Origin of the sequence: Streptomyces griseoaurantiacus (assembly GCF_036189845.1) — a bacterium.
GTDB lineage: Bacteria > Actinomycetota > Actinomycetes > Streptomycetales > Streptomycetaceae > Streptomyces > Streptomyces griseoaurantiacus.
The window spans coordinates 2,362,965-2,380,020 of sequence record NZ_CP108326.1; the positions used below are offsets into that span (position 1 = coordinate 2,362,965).

13 protein-coding genes are annotated in these 17,056 nt (G+C 72.0%); 1 reads left to right on the plus strand and 12 read right to left on the minus strand.

The genetic code is table 11. The features are described from left to right. Positions 1-199 precede the first annotated feature (199 nt). From OHB09_RS10565 to OHB09_RS10575, 3 genes are all read right to left on the minus strand, one after another. On the minus strand, positions 200-988 hold the full coding sequence (locus OHB09_RS10565; RefSeq protein WP_006137392.1) for a TIGR03936 family radical SAM-associated protein: 789 nt from the start codon (positions 986-988) through the stop codon (positions 200-202). A gap of 46 nt (positions 989-1,034) precedes the next feature. Continuing rightward, positions 1,035-2,258, minus strand: a complete 1,224-nt coding sequence (locus OHB09_RS10570) for a hypothetical protein (protein WP_328921881.1) — start codon at positions 2,256-2,258, stop codon at positions 1,035-1,037. Positions 2,259-2,375: 117 nt separating this feature from the next. Then, positions 2,376-4,490 carry a restriction endonuclease gene (locus tag OHB09_RS10575; protein WP_328921882.1) on the minus strand — a complete coding sequence of 705 codons (2,115 nt, stop codon included), beginning with the start codon at positions 4,488-4,490 and terminating at the stop codon, positions 2,376-2,378. A gap of 215 nt (positions 4,491-4,705) precedes the next feature. Between OHB09_RS10575 and OHB09_RS10580 the strand changes: the two genes are divergently transcribed. Next, a complete protein-coding gene (locus OHB09_RS10580) occupies positions 4,706-5,449 on the plus strand; it encodes a hypothetical protein (protein ID WP_234527291.1) in 744 nt (247 codons plus the stop codon). Positions 5,450-5,473: 24 nt separating this feature from the next. On the opposite strand, the gene OHB09_RS10585 is transcribed toward OHB09_RS10580, so the two are convergent. The 9 genes from OHB09_RS10585 to folC form a co-directional block, all read right to left on the minus strand. Continuing rightward, positions 5,474-7,423 carry a TIGR03960 family B12-binding radical SAM protein gene (locus OHB09_RS10585; RefSeq protein WP_093589371.1) on the minus strand — a complete coding sequence of 650 codons (1,950 nt, stop codon included), beginning with the start codon at positions 7,421-7,423 and terminating at the stop codon, positions 5,474-5,476. Between the two features lie 156 nt (positions 7,424-7,579). Beyond that, complete coding sequence (rodA, locus tag OHB09_RS10590; RefSeq protein WP_006137369.1) at positions 7,580-8,779, minus strand: rod shape-determining protein RodA; 1,200 nt, start codon at positions 8,777-8,779, stop codon at positions 7,580-7,582. Next, entirely contained in the window at positions 8,776-11,025 is a 2,250-nt protein-coding gene (gene mrdA, locus OHB09_RS10595) for a penicillin-binding protein 2 (protein ID WP_093589368.1), read from the minus strand. Before mrdA ends, rodA begins: the two co-directional genes overlap by 4 nt. Positions 11,026-11,114: 89 nt before the next feature. After that, the gene (mreD, locus tag OHB09_RS10600; RefSeq protein ID WP_006137366.1) at positions 11,115-11,786 is read right to left on the minus strand and encodes a rod shape-determining protein MreD; all 672 of its coding nucleotides are present in this window, start codon (positions 11,784-11,786) and stop codon (positions 11,115-11,117) included. A gap of 12 nt (positions 11,787-11,798) precedes the next feature. Beyond that, complete coding sequence (gene mreC, locus OHB09_RS10605) at positions 11,799-12,857, minus strand: rod shape-determining protein MreC (RefSeq protein WP_234527306.1); 1,059 nt, start codon at positions 12,855-12,857, stop codon at positions 11,799-11,801. 222 nt (positions 12,858-13,079) lie between these two features. After that, positions 13,080-14,099 carry a rod shape-determining protein gene (locus OHB09_RS10610; RefSeq protein ID WP_006137364.1) on the minus strand — a complete coding sequence of 340 codons (1,020 nt, stop codon included), beginning with the start codon at positions 14,097-14,099 and terminating at the stop codon, positions 13,080-13,082. Positions 14,100-14,489: 390 nt separating this feature from the next. Beyond that, positions 14,490-14,903 carry a nucleoside-diphosphate kinase gene (ndk, locus tag OHB09_RS10615; RefSeq protein ID WP_191853056.1) on the minus strand — a complete coding sequence of 138 codons (414 nt, stop codon included), beginning with the start codon at positions 14,901-14,903 and terminating at the stop codon, positions 14,490-14,492. Positions 14,904-15,116: 213 nt separating this feature from the next. Further along, positions 15,117-15,458 (minus strand): DUF4233 domain-containing protein, encoded by a 342-nt coding sequence (locus tag OHB09_RS10620; protein ID WP_191853057.1) that lies wholly within the window; start codon positions 15,456-15,458, stop codon positions 15,117-15,119. 5 nt (positions 15,459-15,463) lie between these two features. Further along, a complete protein-coding gene (gene folC / locus OHB09_RS10625; protein WP_328921883.1) occupies positions 15,464-17,002 on the minus strand; it encodes a bifunctional tetrahydrofolate synthase/dihydrofolate synthase in 1,539 nt (512 codons plus the stop codon). Between the last annotated feature and the right edge of the window lie 54 nt (positions 17,003-17,056).

The following is a 17,056-nucleotide window of genomic DNA, read 5'->3' on the forward strand; positions in this document are numbered from 1 at the left end:
CAGTGCCGGTGACGTCCGCGGCTCGCGCGATGCGCGCCTGCCGCCGTCCGGGGCGCGGGCGCCGCTCGGAAGCTGTCTGTGTCCTGTCTCGCCGGTTCCGTACCCCTTTTTGTGCACGGCCTGGCGAAAGTCTTGTGGTCGGTGCGCTGCCCGACCCAGGTGGCTCCCGAGTACGAGGGCGGCGCTACGACGTCCGTCCCTACGCGGAACCTTCCGGCACCGGCGCCGGCGCGGCGGCTTCGGCGGCCCCCGCTGAAGCGGCCGGGGCGGCCGTGATCGCCTCGCGATCGGGCGCGAGCGGGTCGGTCACCGTGCCGGTCTCTTCATCGAGCAGCCCCTGCGCCAGCCTGGTCACCGCTGCGGGGACCGGCGGCGCCAGGTCGGCCACGGCGCGGAGACCGGACAGGACGTCGTCGGGTCGTACGGCAGGCGTCACGTGCCGAACAACCAGCCGCAGTATCGCACAGGGCCGGTCGTTCGGCCTATCGGCCTGCGGAGGACACGTCTCGAGCCGCAGGACGGCCGGACGTGCGTCGAAGGTGCGCAGGCCGTTCTTCGTACGGCGCTGGACCTCGACGCTCGCGGCCGCGGTGAAGGCCGCGACCGCGCGCTCGGCGTCCCCGGGCGCCACGCCGTCCAGGCGCAGCTCCCACACGGAGGCCGTGAGCCGGTCGGCGAGGCCCGGGGTGCGGGCCTCCACCGCCTCGAGCACGTCGAGCCCGGTGGGCAGCGACACGTCGAGGAGCGCGCGCAGGGTCTCCGGGTCGCGCGGCTCGGTGAGCGCGATCTCCAGGTACTCCGCCTCACTGCCCGTGCCGGTGGGTGCGGCATTGGCGTACGACACCTTCGGGTGCGGCGTGAACCCCGCGGAGTACGCCATGGGTACCTCGGCGCGGCGCAGGGCACGCTCGAAGGCGCGCTGGAAGTCACGGTGGCTGGTGAACCGGAGGCGGCCGCGCTTGGTGTAACGCAGTCGGATGCGCTGCACCGCGGGTGCGGGCGGCGGGCCTTCGGGCTGTCGCTTGCCCAGTGTCCTAGTCCTTCGTGAGAGCGGTCGTACTTCTCTCCAGGGTACGTGCCTCGCCGGCCCCGGGTTCCCGGCGGACCGCCTCCGGCCGCTTCCCGGGCCCGCCGAACAGGGCCCGGCGCAGGTCGGCGCGGGCCTGCCGGGCGGTGTCACGGGCCGTGGCGAGGGCGTGCCGCACCACGCGGCCCGCCCCGCGCGCGGCCTCGGCGGCGGGCCGCAGCACCCCGTCGCGCACCAGGTGTCCGAGGGGGGTGAGGACGCGCCGGTAGGTCCAGCGCGCCGGTTCGGCGACCGTCCATCGCAGGAGGGCGCGCAGGAACCGGCCCACGGCGAGCGAGACGTGTCCCGCGACGCGCCAGGCGTGACCGAACGCGGCGGCGAGTTCACGCCCGACGATGACGAGGGCGCGCCCCACCGGCAGCACCAGCCACCGCCACACGGCGGCGGCGGTGGCCGCGAGGGCCCGGCCCGCCGGCACCAGCACCCGGCGCCACACCGCGCGGGCGGGCAGGACGAACAGGAGCCGCCCGGTCCAGTACAGGAGGAACCCGATCCCGGCGAGAGCCTTCCTCAGCAGCCACCCCGTCCCCCGGACCCCCAGGACGAGACCGCGCCCGGCGGGCAGCAGGAGGTACCGGCCCACCCACCGTGCCGGGACGACCACCAGCCACCGCACGAGCCACGCCACCGCGTGCCCGCACGGGGTCAGCGCCCGCGCGTACACCCACACGAGCCCGGCACCGACCCCGCGCAGCACCCACGCGACCCCCGCGCCGACGCCCCGCAGCACCCACGCGACCCCCGCGCCGATGCCCTCCAGCACCCACAGCAGCCCGGTCCCGGCACCCCGCAGCACCCATGCCGTACCCGCGCCGAGGGCGCGCAGCGCGCGGGCCGTCCCGCGCCCGGCCGGCGCGAGGACACGGCCGTACAGCCACCGGGCCGGCAGGACCAGCAGCGTCCTCGCCAACCACGCCAGCCCCGCCCCGACCGGCACCAGCACGTACCGCCACAGGGCGAGGAACGGCCACACGAACACCGCCCGCCCCACCCACGACAGGGCCCGCCCCAACGGACGCAGCACACTGCGGTGCAGCAGCCGGCCACCCGCGGCGAGCGCGTCCCACGCCAGGCGCAGCGGCACCACCAGCACGAACACCACGATCCGCACCGGCAGCCGCACGGCCACGACGAGACATCCCTCACCGCCCGGCGCCACCGGCTCGCGCACCGCGGGTCCGCGTCCCTCGGGCTCCCCCTCCACCGCCCGGTGCCCACCCGGTCCCCAGGCCCCTCCACCGCTCAACGCCCACTCCCCCGTTTCCCCGCCGGACCACTCATCCGCACGTCACTCCACGTCGATCCCGTAGTCCCGCAGCAGATCCTCCAGGCCGCCCTCGTAGCCCTTGCCGCCCAGGACGAAGTCCCAGTCGCCGCCCGGGCGGCGGCGGAAGGAGCCGAGGGTGAGGGCCGTCTCGCCGGGCCGGCCGCCGGAGACCTCCAGGCGGGCCAGTTCGCTGCGGTCCGGGTCCAGCAGGCGGATGCCGGCGTCCTGGAAGCCGGACAGGTCCGCGTGCGGGTCCGCCCCCGGGTCGACCGCGGCGACCAGCACGAGCCGGTCGGCCGGCTCCGGCAGCGCGTCGAAGGCGACCCGCAGCGCGGCCCGGTCCGGGGTGCCGGCGGGCAGCGCGCGGACGGTGCCGTCCGGGGTGCGCGGGTTGTTGAAGAAGACGAAGTGGTCGTCGCTCAGCACCCGGTTGCCGTGGCAGACGAGCGCGCACACGTCCACGGCGACACGCCCCGACCAGGTCATGCCGAGCACGTTGTAGTCCTCGGCCTCGGGCGCGGATGCCGGGGGCTCGTCACGGGGCGCGGGCACCCGGCCGACCGCCCCGGCGGACCGCGCTCCCCCGCCGCCCCCGCCGTCGCCCAGCCGGCCCCGCAGACCGTGCCGGTGCAGCAGGTCCACCAGTTCGGGACCGGAGACCAGCTCCAGCGGCTTGCCCTGGGCGAAGGTGTGCGAACCCGGGCCGAAGCCGGACGTCGTCACCAGGACGCCCTTGTTGGCGCCGAGCGACTGCACGGTGCCGTACAGGTCGCGGACGGCCGTCGGCGGGACCGTGTTCCGGTACCGCTTGACCTGCACCACCAGTGAGCCGCCGCGGATGGGTGTGGGGTCCAGCGCGTCGACGTCCACGCCGCCGTCGTTCGAGCGCTGTGTCGTGACCGCCTGCATGCCCATCGCCCGGAACAGCTCCGCGACCAGGGCCTCGAAGTCCAGCGGGTCCATCGCGAAGAGGTCCGGCTCCTCCTCCCCGCCGTGCGTGACGACCCCGCCGGCCACCTCCTCCGGGCGCCGGCCCGGCCGTACGGCGGTGTACTGGTCGGGGCGGGCCGAGAGCTGCCCCCGCAGCGCCTCCGTCAGGCAGTCCACCGGGCTGACCTGCTCCAGACGCAGACCGGCGAAGAGGGAACGGGGAGCCATCACCGTGACGAGGAAGAACTCCGTGCGCCGGCCCGTCGCTGGATCGTGGTCGTCGACGAACCCGTTGAACGCCACCGACTCCAGCGCGCCGAACTCGTCCGCCGCGAACAGCTCGTGCAGCACCAGCAGCGCGCTCCGCGCGAGCACCTCCCGGTACAGTGCCCGGCGCTGGGTGACCGGCCGGGGCGTCTCCTTGTCCTGGTCGGAGCCGGGCAGGTACCGGACCAGCTTCGTCCCGGGGACGACGTCGTACCGCGGCAGCTCCCAGTCGAGCACCAGTTGCCGGGCCGCCGGGTCGTACGCCGCCGCGATCCGGCGCGGGAACCCCTCCGGCCAGACGGCGGAGGCGTAGAGGGCGGCCGAGAAGTACTCCACAGCGGCCTCCGGGTCCGCGGCCCGCAGGGCCTGGCCCATCCGCGCGATCCCCGCGTTGTGCGCGCGGATCTCGGCGAGCCGGGCCGCCGCCCACGCGTCGTACTGCCGCCGGTACTCCGCCAGTTGGCGCTGCCGCTGGGCCTCGGCCGCCTGCGCGGCATGCCAGTCGTGCTCGAACCGGGCCCGCGCCTCGGCCTGCGCCTGCGCCCGGCGCCCCGCGCCCCAGCCGGCCCCCGCCTGGTACTGGTTCGGATCGGGCATCGCGACCGGTCGGGCCAACGGCCCCGGCGCGAACGGCTCCAGCTCCTCCGGGCGGGCCAGCGCCGCCGCGCGGAACGCCGGTGCCCGGCAGCCGGCCACCAGCAGCCCGCTCAGTTCCTCGACCCGCGCGTCCAGTTCCTCCGTACGGCGCCGCGCCTCCGCCTCACGCTGCTGCCGGTACGCCGCCTGCTGCTCGCGCCGGCTGCGGTTCACCTCACGCTCGTACGCCCGCCGCCTGCGCTCCTCCTCCCGCTGCTGCCTGAGCTGCGCCTCCAGCCCCCGCTGCTGCTGACGCTGCGCCTCGGCCCAGATCCCCGCCAATCCGCCTGAGCGACGACTCATCCCCTACCGGCCCCTCCCCCAGGGCCGGCACACCCCACCGACCCCGTCCCCGCAACCCGTACCAATGGGGACGACTGTAGCGCTCCCCACCGACTACCGACCCGCCCCGTGAGCCGCCCCGACCAGCCGCTTACGCTGCCCTCCTCGTACGACGACGATCAAGGGGTGGGGCAGTGCGTGGAGCGACGATCCGAAGAGGGGCAAGAGGCACGGCCGTGCTGACGCTCGCTCTCGCGACGGCCGCGTGCGGCGGCGGGGCCGGGTCCACCGGCTCCGCCCACGCCACGGCCCCCGCACGGCACCCGGCGGCGAAACCCGCGCCGAGCCCGGAGACCGGCCCGGTGCTGAGCCGGCATCAACTGCAGGCCGCCGTCATCGACAAGGGCGACCTGCCGGGGCTGTGGATCGAGGAACTCGGGAACGGCGAGGACGGCACGGAGGGCGTCGGCAACGGCGTGACCCGGCCGATCGTGGCCGACCTCACCGACCCGGCGGCCTGCGCCCCCGTGGACGGCGCGCTGTACGGCGCCGGCCGGCACACGCCGGTGGGCAGCGTGCGGCGCACCGCCGAGGCCGGCAAAGGCCCGGCCACCTTCTCCCTGGTGTCCTACCGGCACGGCGACGCCACCCGCACCCTCGGCGACCTCCGAGCCGCCCTGCGCGTCTGCACCGCGTTCCGCGAGAAGGGCGTGAAGGACGCGCGCCTCACGGGCGTACGCCCGGCGGACACCCCGCGCGTCTGCGACGACACGGTCTCGTTCCGCTACACCAAGGTCCTCACCGGGTCCGACGGCAAGGACATGCGGATCCCGTCCCGCCTCACCATGTTCCGCTGCGGCTCCACCGTCGCCGCGTTCCACGCCATGACGGTGGACGGCGGCACCGCCTCCCCGGAGGTACCCGAGGATTTGCTGCGCGCTCAGGCCGGGACGCTGAAGGCGGCGGACGGCGGCTCCTAGCCACCGACCGCCCGCGCACCCGCCTCAGTGGCTGTGCGCGCTGCCCGCCGGCTGCTTGACCGTCAGGGGCAGGAGCTTCTTGCCCGTCGGTCCGATCTGAATACTGGTGTCCATCTGGGGGCACACCCCGCAGTCGAAGCACGGCGTCCACCGGCAGTCGTCGACCTCGGTCTCGTCGAGGGCGTCCTGCCAGTCCTCCCAGAGCCAGTCCTTGTCGAGGCCGGAGTCCAGGTGGTCCCAGGGGAGGACCTCCTCGTAGGTGCGCTCGCGGGTGGTGTACCAGTCGACGTCCACGCCGACGGCGGGCAGCGTCTTCTCGGCGCAGGCCATCCAGCGGTCGTAGGAGAAGTGCTCGCGCCAGCCGTCGAAGCGGCCGCCGTCCTCGTAGACCGCGCGGATCACCGCGCCGAGGCGGCGGTCGCCGCGGGAGAGGAGTCCCTCGACGATGCCGGGCTTGCCGTCGTGGTAGCGGAAGCCGATGGAGCGGCCGTACTTCTTGTCGCCGCGGATCTTGTCGCGCAGCTTCGCCAGGCGGGCGTCCGTCTCCTCGGCGCTGAGCTGCGGCGCCCACTGGAAGGGGGTGTGCGGCTTGGGGACGAAGCCGCCGATCGAGACGGTGCAGCGGATGTCGTTGGAGCCGGAGACCTCGCGGCCCTTGGCGATGACGCGGGTGGCCATGTCGGCGATCTGCAGGACGTCCTCGTCGGTCTCGGTCGGCAGGCCGCACATGAAGTACAGCTTCACCTGCCGCCAGCCGTTGCCGTAGGCCGTGGCGACGGTCCGGATGAGGTCCTCCTCCGAGACCATCTTGTTGATGACCTTGCGGATGCGTTCCGAGCCGCCCTCGGGGGCGAAGGTCAGGCCCGAGCGGCGGCCGTTGCGGGTCAGCTCGTTGGCCAGGTCGATGTTGAACGCGTCCACGCGGGTGGAGGGCAGCGACAGGCCGACCTTGTCCTCCTCGTAGCGGTCGGCCAGGCCCTTGGCGATGTCGCCGATCTCCGTGTGGTCGGCGGAGGACAGGGAGAGCAGGCCGACCTCCTCGAAGCCGGTGGCCTGCAGGCCCTTCTCCACCATCTCGCCGATGCCGGTGATCGAACGCTCGCGCACCGGGCGGGTGATCATGCCGGCCTGGCAGAAGCGGCAGCCGCGCGTGCAGCCGCGGAAGATCTCCACCGACATGCGCTCGTGGACCGTCTCCGCGAGCGGGACCAGCGGCTGCTTGGGGTAGGGCCACTCGTCGAGGTCCATCACGGTGTGCTTGGACACCCGCCACGGAACGCCCGAGCGGTTGGGGACGACGCGGGCGATGCGGCCGTCGGGGAGGTACTCGACGTCGTAGAACGCCGGGATGTACACCCCGCCGGTCCGTGCCAGGCGGTACAGGACCTCCTCGCGACCGCCGGGGCGGCCCTCCGCCTTCCACTCGCGGATGACGGCGGTCATGTCGAGGACGGCCTGTTCGCCGTCGCCGATGACGGCCGCGTCGATGAAGTCGGCGATCGGCTCGGGGTTGAAGGCGGCATGGCCGCCGGCCAGGACGATCGGGTCGTCGATCGTGCGGTCCTTCGCCTCCAGCGGGATGCCCGCCAGGTCGAGGGCCGTGAGCATGTTGGTGTAGCCGAGCTCCGTGGAGAAGGAGAGGCCGAAGACGTCGAACGCCTTCACCGGGCGGTGGCTGTCGACGGTGAACTGCGGGACGGAATGCTCCCGCATCAGGGCCTCCAGGTCCGGCCACACGCTGTACGTGCGCTCGGCGAGGACACCGTCCTGCTCGTTGAGCACCTCGTAGAGGATCATGACGCCCTGGTTGGGCAGGCCGACCTCGTAGGCGTCGGGGTACATCAGGGCCCAGTGGACGTCGCAGTCGTCCCAGTTCTTGACGGTGGAGTTGAGTTCGCCGCCGACGTACTGGATCGGCTTCTGCACATGCGGGAGCAAGGCTTCGAGCTGTGGGAAGACCGACTCGACTGGCATCGCGCGATTACCTTCGGAGAGAGGGAGATGGTGTGCCCCGGCGGAGCCGGGTGGTCGTCCAGCGTAACGCGGGGGCGGGGGTGCGGGAATTCGTGCCCCCGCCCCCCCGCCTCGCCCGCCACCGGGCGCGGCCCCCGGCCCCGCCCGGACGCTCCGCTACGCCGACAGCGGCCGCTGCACCCTGATCGACTGCAGCAGCCCCACCGCGATCCACACCGCGAACATCGACGAGCCCCCGTAGGACACGAACGGCAGCGGGAGTCCGGCGACCGGCATGATGCCCAGGGTCATGCCCACGTTCTCGAAGGCCTGGAAGGCGAACCAGGCGATGATGCCGGCGGCGACGATCGTGCCGTAGAGCTCCGTCGTCTCGCGGGCGATGCGGCAGGCGCGCCACAGGACCACGCCGAGCAGCAGCAGTATGGCGCCGGCGCCCATGAAGCCGAGTTCCTCACCGGCCACCGTGAAGACGAAGTCGGTCTGCTGTTCGGGGACGAACTGGCCGGTGGTCTGCGAGCCGTGGAACAGGCCCGAGCCGGTCAGTCCGCCGGAGCCGATGGCGATGCGGGCCTGGTTGGTGTTGTAGCCGACGCCGGCCGGGTCGAGGTCGGGGTTGGCGAAGGCCGCGAAGCGGTTGATCTGGTACTCGTCGAGGATGTGGAGCTGCCACACCGCGAGGGCGCCGAGCGCGCCGACGCCCATCAGGCCGAAGATCCAGCGGTTGGAGGCGCCGGAGGCGAGCAGCACGCCCAGCACGATGATGACCATGACCATGACCGAGCCGAGGTCGGGCATGAGCAGCACGATCGCGATCGGGACGGCGGCCAGGCCGAGGGACTGCAGGACCGTGCGGTGGTCGGGGTACGGCTTGTCGCCCGCGTCGACGCGGGCGGCGAGCAGCATCGCCATGCCCAGGATGATCGTGATCTTGGTGAACTCGGAGGGCTGGAGCGAGAAGCCCCCGCCGATCACGATCCACGCGTGGGCGCCGTTGACGGTGGCGCCGAGCGGGGTGAGCACCATGAGGATCAGGAAGACCGAAATGCCGTAGAGGATCGGCACGGCGGTGCGCAGGGTGCGGTGGCCCAGCCAGACCGTGCCGATCATCAGGGCGATGCCGATGCCGGTGTTGAGCAGGTGGCGCAGGAGGAAGTAGTAGGGGTCGCCCTGGTTGATCTCGGTGCGGTTGCGGGTCGCGGAGTAGACGAGCAGCGAGCCGATCATCGAGAGCGCGACGGCGCACAGCAGTATCGGCCAGTCGAGGCGGCGGGCGAGGGAGTCGCGGGCGAAGACCCGCGTCCAGCCGGCCCGCGCGGGCCCGTATCCGGAGACGGAGAAGCTGTTGGCCCCTGTCATGCCGTCCTCCCGCGTGCGCCCCGGCGGCCCGGGCGCCGCCGTGTCTGTCGGTTGCCGGCGGTGGGCGACGGGGTGGTCGCCACCGGCGTCTCGGAGGCGCCCCCCTGCGGGGTCTCCTGGTTGGCCTCGTCCGCCTCGGGGTCGTACTTCTGGACCTTGGGGGCCTTGATCGTGCCGTCGCGCTGGACCTTGGGCAGGCTCTTCTGCGGGGTGGGCAGCAGCGCCTTGCGCTTGTCGATCTTGCCCTCGGCGTCGACGCCGTACAGCGAGTTGTAGATCTTGCGGACGGCCTCACCGGAGGCACCGGAACCGGTACCGGCCTGCGAGATGGTCATGATGACCGTGTAGTCCTTGCTGTACGTGGCCAGCCAGGAGGTCGTCTGCTTGCCGTAGACCTCCGCGGTACCGGTCTTGGCGTGCAGCGGGATCTTGTCCTGCGGCCAGCCCTGGAACTTCCAGGCCGCGGTGCCGCGGGTGGCCACGCCGGCGAGCGCCTCGTCCATCTTGGCGAGGGTGGCCCTGTTGACGGGCAGCCGGCCCGAGGGCTTGGGCTTGATCTCGGTGACTTCCTTGCCGTCGGCGCTGACGATCGCCTTGCCGATGGTCGGGGTGTACATGGTGCCGCCGTTGGCGAGGGCCCCGTAGATCACGGCCTCCTGGACCGGGGTGAGCAGCGTGTCGCCCTGGCCGATGGAGTAGTTGATGGAGTCGCCCTCGCGCATCTTGTTGCCCTCGAGGCAGTTCTCGTACGCGATCTTCTGGACGTAACTGCCGTCCTTCTTGCCGGTCTTGCACCAGGCGGCCTTGTTGGCCTCCCAGTACTTCCGCTTCCACTCGCGGTCGGGCACCCGGCCGGTGACCTCGTTGGGCAGGTCGATGCCGGTCTTCTTGCCGAGGCCGAACTGGTGGGCGGCCTTGTAGAAGTAGTCCTTGGGCTGGCCCTTCTTGGGGTTGATGCCGCCGTCCCTCTTCCACTCCCGGTCGGCGAGACCGTAGAAGACGGTGTCGCAGGAGACCTCCAGGGCGCGGCCGAGGGTGATGTTGCCGAAGTTCTCGCCCTCGAAGTTCTTGAAGACCTGGCCGCCGACGGAGTAGGAGCTGGTGCAGGGGTAGTCGCCGTCGAAGTCGTAGCCGGCCTCGACGGCGGCGGCGGTGGAGACCACCTTGAAGGTGGAGCCGGGGGCCGACTGGCCCTGGGTCGCCCTGTTCAGCAGCGGGTAGTCGGAGTTCTTCCCGGTGAGGGCCCTGTAGTCCTTGGCGGAGATGCCGCCGACCCACACGTTGGGGTCGTAGGTCGGTGCGGAGGCCATGGCGACGACACGGCCGGTCTTGGCCTCCATGACGACGACGGCGCCGGAGTCCGCCTTGTAGTTCTCGCCGGTGATCTTGTCGAACTGCTTGCGGGCGACCTTCATCGCCGCGTCCAGTTCGTACTCGGCGACCCGCTGGACCCGGGCGTCGATGCTGGTGACCAGGTTGGAGCCGGCCTGGGCCTTGTCGGACTCGGCCTTGCCGATGACGCGGCCGAGGTTGTCGACCTCGTAGCGGGTGACGCCGGCCTTGCCACGCAGCTGCTTGTCGTACTGGCGCTCGATGCCGGAGCGGCCGACCTGGTCGGAGCGCAGATAGGGCGAGTCGGTGTCCTGCGCCTTGGTGATCTCCTCGTCGGTGACCGGGGAGAGGTAGCCGAGGACCTGGGCGGTGTTGGCGTCGCCCGGGGCGGCGTACCGGCGCACGGCCTCCGGCTCCGCGGTGATGCCGGGGAAGTCCTCGGCGCGCTCGCGGATCTGCAGGGCCTGCTTGGCGGTGGCCTCGTCGGTGATGGGGATGGGCTGGTAGGGCGAGCCGTTCCAGCAGGGCTGCGGCGTCTTGGCGTCGCACAGCCGCACCTTGTCCATGACCTCCTGCGGCTTCATGCCGAGGACACCGGCGAGCTTGGTGAGGACGGCCTTGCCGTCGTCCTCCATCTTCATCAGGTCGGTGCGGGAGGCGGAGACCACGAGCCGGGTCTCGTTGTCGGCGAGGGCCACTCCGCGGGCGTCCAGGATGGACCCGCGGACCGCGGGCTGGACGACCTGCTGGACGTGGTTGCCGGACGCCTCCTTGGCGTAGGCGGAGCCCTCGCGGATCTGGAGGTACCAGAGCCTGCCGCCGAGGGTGCCGAGCAGGGAGAGGACGAGGATCTGGATGACGACGAGCCGGATCTGGACGCGTGGGGTCCGCCCGGTCTCGGGGATGTTTGTCACTGGTGCTGCCGCCCCCTCTCAGTGCGTGTACGAGTCATACCGTGCGGACCTGTGACCGCGGGTCCCGGCGGTGGCGGACTGGTCGGTGCTCACAGTCGCTTGACCCCCTTGATGCGTCCGGCGCGGGCCACCCGGGCCTTGGCGGCGCGGGCCTTGAGGCCGCCGCGCTGGCCGCCGATGCGCAGTCCGGTGCCGGAGGAGAGCCAGCCGGCGGAGACGTCTGCGGCCTTGACGCCCGAACCGGTCTCGGCGAGCGGGTCGTTGTCGGCGCGGCGGGCCAGCGCCATCAGTCCGGGGACCACGAACGGCGCGAGCAGCAGGTCGTAGACGGTGGCGCTGACCAGCAGGCCGGTCAGGCCCACGTGGCGGGCGGCGGTGTCGCCCACGAGGGCGCCGACGCCCGCGTACAGCAGGGTGGAGCCGATCGCGGCGACGGCGACCACGGCCATGGGCCCGGTGGCGGACTTCAGGCGGCCGTTCTCCGGTCTGGCGAGCCCGGCGAGGTAGCCGACCACGCACAGCACGAGGGCGTACCGGCCGGCCGCGTGGTCGGCGGGGGGCGCGAGGTCGGACAGCAGTCCGGCGCCGAAGCCGACGAGGGCGCCGCCGACGTGGCCGTAGACCAGGGCGAGGGCGAGCACGGTGAGCAGGACGAGGTCCGGGACGGCGCCGGGCAGGTGCAGGCGGGCGAGGACGCTCACCTGGATCACCAGGGCGACGACCACGAGGGCGACGGAGAGCAGCGTCCGGTTGAGGCGCATCAGGTTCGGCTCCTACGGGGTCGGCTGCGCACCGGCGGTGGCGTTGGCGTCGGTGTTGCCGCCGGTGTCGTCGTCTGTGGTGTCGGCGTTGCCGGTGTCGTCAGTGCGGTCGGTGTTGTCGGTGGTGTCGGCGTTGCCCGTCTCCTCGTCCCCGCGCGCCGCGCCCGAGGGGGTCACGGTCACGGTGACGGTCGGCGTGGGCTTCGGCTTGGACTTCGGCGGCAGCACGGTGTCGCGCGGGTCCTTGCCGGGTGCCTCGACGACGACGCCGACGATGTCGAGCTTGGTGAAGGACACGAACGGCTCGACGTAGAGCGTGCGGGTCAGGTCACCGCCCGAGGGGTCGACGCGGGAGACCTTGCCGACGGGGACGCCGGGCACGAACGGCTTGTCGGCCTGCGAGCCGAAGGTGACGAGCCGGTCGCCCTTCTTCACGTCGGCCTTGGCGTTGAGGAGCTGCACCCGGAAGGGGCGGTCGCCCTGCCCGGAGGCGAAGCCGAGCTCGTCGCTGCCCTCCATACGTGTGCCGACGGTGAAGTCGGGGTCGTTCGCGAGCAGCACGGTGGCGGTGTGCGGCCCGGCGGTGGTGACGCGGCCGACGAGGCCGTCACCGTTGAGGACGGTCATGTCGCGCTTGATGCCGTCGTTGGCTCCCACGTCGATGGTGACGGTCCAGGAGAAGCCCTGGGCCGCTCCTATGGCGATGACCTGGGCGCCCTTGATGCCGTACTGGCCCTCGCCGGCGACGCTCAGCATCTTGTCGAGCTGGGCGAGGCGGCTGCGGTTGCGGGCGTCGCTGCCGAGCTTCGCCTTCAACGCGGCGTTGTCGCGCTCGAGTCGGGCGACGCGATCGTGTCTGTCACCGGAGTCGCGGACCGCGGCGATCGCGTTGCCTACGGGGTCGACGGCGGTCGACACCCCGTTCTCGATCGGCCCGAACACCGTGGCGGCGGCCTGCCGGGCACCGTCGACCGGGGAGTCCTCACCGCCCCGGATGTCCACCGTGATCAGTGCGAACGCGATGGCGATCAGCAGCACCAGGAGCAGCCGGCTCTCCTTTGTGTCCCTCACGTGCGGCGGCCGTGCCTTCCTCGTCGGAATGGGAGCTGGGGGTGGGGGGATGGGGCGGGGGGTCGTGCGGGGGGGGTGAAGCGAAGGGGGTACGGGTCGTGCTGTCTCACGGAGCGGGGGAACGCGCGGTGTCGCGGGCGTTATGGGGGAGCTTATGCCCCGCTAGCACCGATCCGCCGTACGAGAGGGGCGCTTCTCGTACGGCGGAATCGAAGCGTTACGTCATCTGCGCGGCTGGGCGTCGAGGACCTGCTGCAGGGCCTCGAACTCCTCCACGCACTTGCCCGATCCGAGGGCGACGCTGTCCAGCGGGTCCTCGGCGATGTGGATCGGCATGCCCGTCTCGCGGCGCAGCCGTTCGTCGAGGCCGCGCAGCAGGGCGCCGCCGCCGGTGAGGACGATCCCGCGGTCCATGATGTCGCCGGACAGTTCCGGCGGGCACTTGTCGAGGGTCGTCTTGACCGCGTCGACGATCGCGTTGACCGGTTCCTCGATGGCCTTGCGCACCTCGGCCGCGGAGATGACCACGGTCTTGGGCAGCCCGGAGACCAGGTCGCGGCCACGGATTTCGGTGTGCTCGTCGGAGTCGAGGTCGTACGCCGAACCGATGGTGATCTTGATCTGCTCAGCCGTCCGCTCGCCGAGGAGGAGGGAGTACTCCTTCTTGACGTACTGGATGATGGCGTTGTCCAGTTCGTCACCCGCGACGCGGATGGACTGGGCGGTGACGATGCCGCCGAGCGAGATGACCGCGACCTCCGTGGTGCCGCCGCCGATGTCCACCACCATGTTGCCCGTGGCCTCGTGGACCGGCAGGCCGGAGCCGATGGCGGCGGCCATGGGCTCCTCGATGATGTGCACCTGGCGCGCGCCGGCCTGCGAGGAGGCCTCGATGACCGCGCGGCGCTCCACGCCGGTGATCCCCGAGGGCACGCAGACGACGACGCGCGGGCGGGCGAGGTAGCGCCGCTTGTGGATCTTCAGGATGAAGTAGCGGAGCATGCGCTCGGTGATCTCGAAGTCGGCGATCACGCCGTCCTTCAGCGGACGCACGGCGACGATGTTGCCCGGCGTGCGGCCGATCATCTTCTTGGCTTCGGCACCGACCGCGAGGATGCCACCGGTGTTGGTGTTGATCGCGACGACGGAAGGTTCGTTGAGTACGATTCCGCGACCCCTGACGTACACCAGCGTGTTGGCGGTCCCGAGGTCGACAGCCATGTCACGGCCGATGAACGACATTGAGTTCCCCATCAGATTTCGTCTGGCCTTCCCAAGTGAAGCGTGTGAGGGCTCGTGTTGGGGCGGCGAAGTGGGTGCGGTGACGTGAAGGCTTACATCGTAGTCTCGCCTGCACGAACACCGTGCGAGGGTCTTCGCCATTGTCAGCAGATCACGCCCCGCCCCGCTTGTGGAGAGGGGCGTTCGGGGGTGCGCGTTCCCCCGATCGGCACGCATATGCGGACGGACGGCCGCTTCGGCGGCGGCCGCCCCGCGTCATGTGGGCCGTTCGGCTGACATGGCGTCAGGTGTCGTGTCGTGCGGCGAGTCGGGGCCGGGTGAGGGGCCGGGCCCGTACCGGGACCGCCGCACGGCGGGTCGGGCGGAGTGGGGGGCGGCGGGACTCTTCGCTCAGAAGCGGCCGGGGAAGAAGATCTTCAGCTCGCGCTCGGCGGAGTCCTCCGAGTCCGAGGCGTGGATCAGGTTCTCGCGGACGATGACGCCGTAGTCGCCGCGGATGGAGCCGGGGGCGGCGGCGATCGGGTCGGTGGGACCGGCCAGCGCCCGGACCCCCTCGATGACCCGCTCGCCCTCGACGACCAGGGCGACGACGGGGCCGGAGGCCATGAACTCGACGAGGGGCTCGTAGAAGGGACGACCGACGTGTTCGGCGTAGTGCTGCTCCAGAATGGCACGGTCCAGAGTCCGCTGTTCCAGCGCCGTGATACGCCAGCCGGCCTTGCGCTCGATACGGCTGATGATCTCGCCAACCAGAGAGCGGCGGACGGCGTCCGGCTTCAGGAGGACGAGGGTGCGCTGGGTCATGATGAGCGGCTCCTTGCAGGCCAGGAAGTTCGATGGCCAGAGGCTACCGGGTCGAACAGAGAGGTTGGCACCCGGACCACTCCCGAGAGCCCCGCAGCGGCGGGGAACATGATCAGCAGTAGGCCGAGCACAAGGGAAAGCCGGGATCACCTCCGCGTCGGCGGAGAAGGCCCGGGCGCCGAACGTATTCAAGCACCCGCCACCGACAATGCCCTACCGCACTGCCTCCTGGGCCGCGAAGCGGGCCTTCGCCTCGTCGATCTTCCGTCCGTAGTGCACGGACGCCCACCACAGGGCGGCGAACACCGCGCCCATGAAGAACATCGTCGGGACGAAGAACCCGGAGGCGATCAGCGCGATCTGCAGCGCCCAGCCGAGCTGGACGCCGCCGGGGCGGGTGAGCACCCCGCACAGCAGCAGGCAGAGCACCATGGCGGTGCCGCTGACCGTCCAGACCGTCCCCGTGGACAGGTCGGGCTCCTTCATCGCGACCAGTCCGGCGAAGCCGATCACGAAGAACTCGCCCAGCAGGGTCGAGGAACACAGGGTGCGCACGTCGGTCAGCCCCTCTTCAGCAGCAGTCGGGCCTCGCCGACGGTGTACACGGAACCGGTGACCAGGACGCCGCCGCCGGCGAACTCGCTCTCCTCCTCGGCGAGCGTGATGGCCGCCTCCAGGGCGTCCGGCAGACGCGGCTCCACCTGGACCCGGTCCTCGCCGAAGACCTCGACGGCGAGCGCGGCCAGGTCGTCGGCGGGCATCGCGCGGTGGGTGGAGTTCTGCGTGACCACGACCTCCGCGAAGATCGGCTCGAACGCCTCCAACATCTCGCGGACGTTCTTGCCGGCACTCGCCCCGACCACGCCGATGAGCCTGCTGAACTCGAAGGCCTCGTCCACCGCCTCGGCGGTGACGCGGGCGCCGGCCGGGTTGTGGGCGGCGTCCAGGACGACCGTCGGGGAGCGGCGGACGACCTCCATGCGGCCCGGGGAGGAGACCGCGGCGAAGGCCTTGCGGACGGTGTCGATGTCCAGGGGCTGCGGGCGCTCGGCGCCGACGCCGAAGAACGCCTCCACCGCGGCGAGCGCCACGGCGGCGTTGTGCGCCTGATGGGCGCCGTGCAGCGGGAGGTACACCTCGCCGTACTCGCCGCCGAGGCCGCGCAGGGTGAGGAGCTGTCCGCCGACGGCGACCTGCCGGGCGACGACGCCGAACTCCAGTCCCTCGCGGGCCACGGTGGCGTCCGCCTCGACCGCCTTCTTCAGCAGCACCTGGGCCGCGTCCACCGGCTGCTGGGCCATGATCACCGAGGCGCCCGCCTTGATGATCCCGGACTTCTCGCCGGCGATCTCGCCGGGTGTGGAGCCGAGGCGGTCGGTGTGGTCCAGGTCGATGGGGGTGACGACCGCGACGTCGCCGTCGATGACGTTGGTGGCGTCCCAGGTGCCGCCCATGCCGACCTCGACGACGGCGACGTCGACGGGGGCGTCGGCGAAGGCGGCGTAGGCCATGCCGGTGAGCACCTCGAAGAAGGACAGCCGGTACTCCTGCGCGGCGTCGACCATCTCGACGTACGGCTTGAGGTCCCGGTACGTCTCCACGAAGCGCTCGGCGGAAATCGGGGCGCCGTCCAGGCTGATGCGTTCGGTGACCGACTGCACGTGGGGGCTGGTGTACCGGCCGGTGCGCAGGTCGAAGGCGCCGAGGAGGGCCTCGATCATGCGGGCGGTGGTGGTCTTGCCGTTGGTGCCGGTGAGGTGGATCGAGGGGTAGGTGCGCTGGGGCTCGCCCAGGATGTCCATCAGCGCGGCGATCCTGCTGACGGAGGGCTCGAGTTTGGTCTCGCCCCAGCGGGTGGCGAGCTCCGTCTCCACCTCGCGCAGCGCCTTGTCGGTCTCGGGGTCGGCGGGACGGGTGGGGACGTCGGGCTCCGGGGGGCCGCCCTGGGTGCGAAGGGTGCGGCTGCCGGCCTCGATGACGGCGAGGTCGGGGTCGCGGTCCGTCTCGGCGGCGACGATGTCCTCGAAGTCGCCGAGGTCGCCGAAGTCGCCTTCGGAGCCGTCGGGGGTGTTGCCGTTGTCGGGCGGGAGCTCACTCACGCCGCCCAGTCTACGGAGGTCCGGGAGACCGGGGACCGCACCCCTGACGGAGCG

What these genes read in the sequence shown, in the direction of transcription:
- OHB09_RS10575 (WP_328921882.1), bottom strand. Translation starts at nt 4,490, where the DNA reads ATGAGTCGTCGCTCAGGCGGATTGGCGGGGATCTGGGCCGAGGCGCAG.
- OHB09_RS10585 (WP_093589371.1), bottom strand. Translation starts at nt 7,423, where the DNA reads ATGCCAGTCGAGTCGGTCTTCCCACAGCTCGAAGCCTTGCTCCCGCAT.
- rodA (WP_006137369.1), bottom strand. Translation starts at nt 8,779, where the DNA reads ATGACAGGGGCCAACAGCTTCTCCGTCTCCGGATACGGGCCCGCGCGG.
- mreD (WP_006137366.1), bottom strand. Translation starts at nt 11,786, where the DNA reads ATGCGCCTCAACCGGACGCTGCTCTCCGTCGCCCTCGTGGTCGTCGCC.
- OHB09_RS10610 (WP_006137364.1), bottom strand. Translation starts at nt 14,099, where the DNA reads ATGTCGTTCATCGGCCGTGACATGGCTGTCGACCTCGGGACCGCCAAC.
- ndk (WP_191853056.1), bottom strand. Translation starts at nt 14,903, where the DNA reads ATGACCCAGCGCACCCTCGTCCTCCTGAAGCCGGACGCCGTCCGCCGC.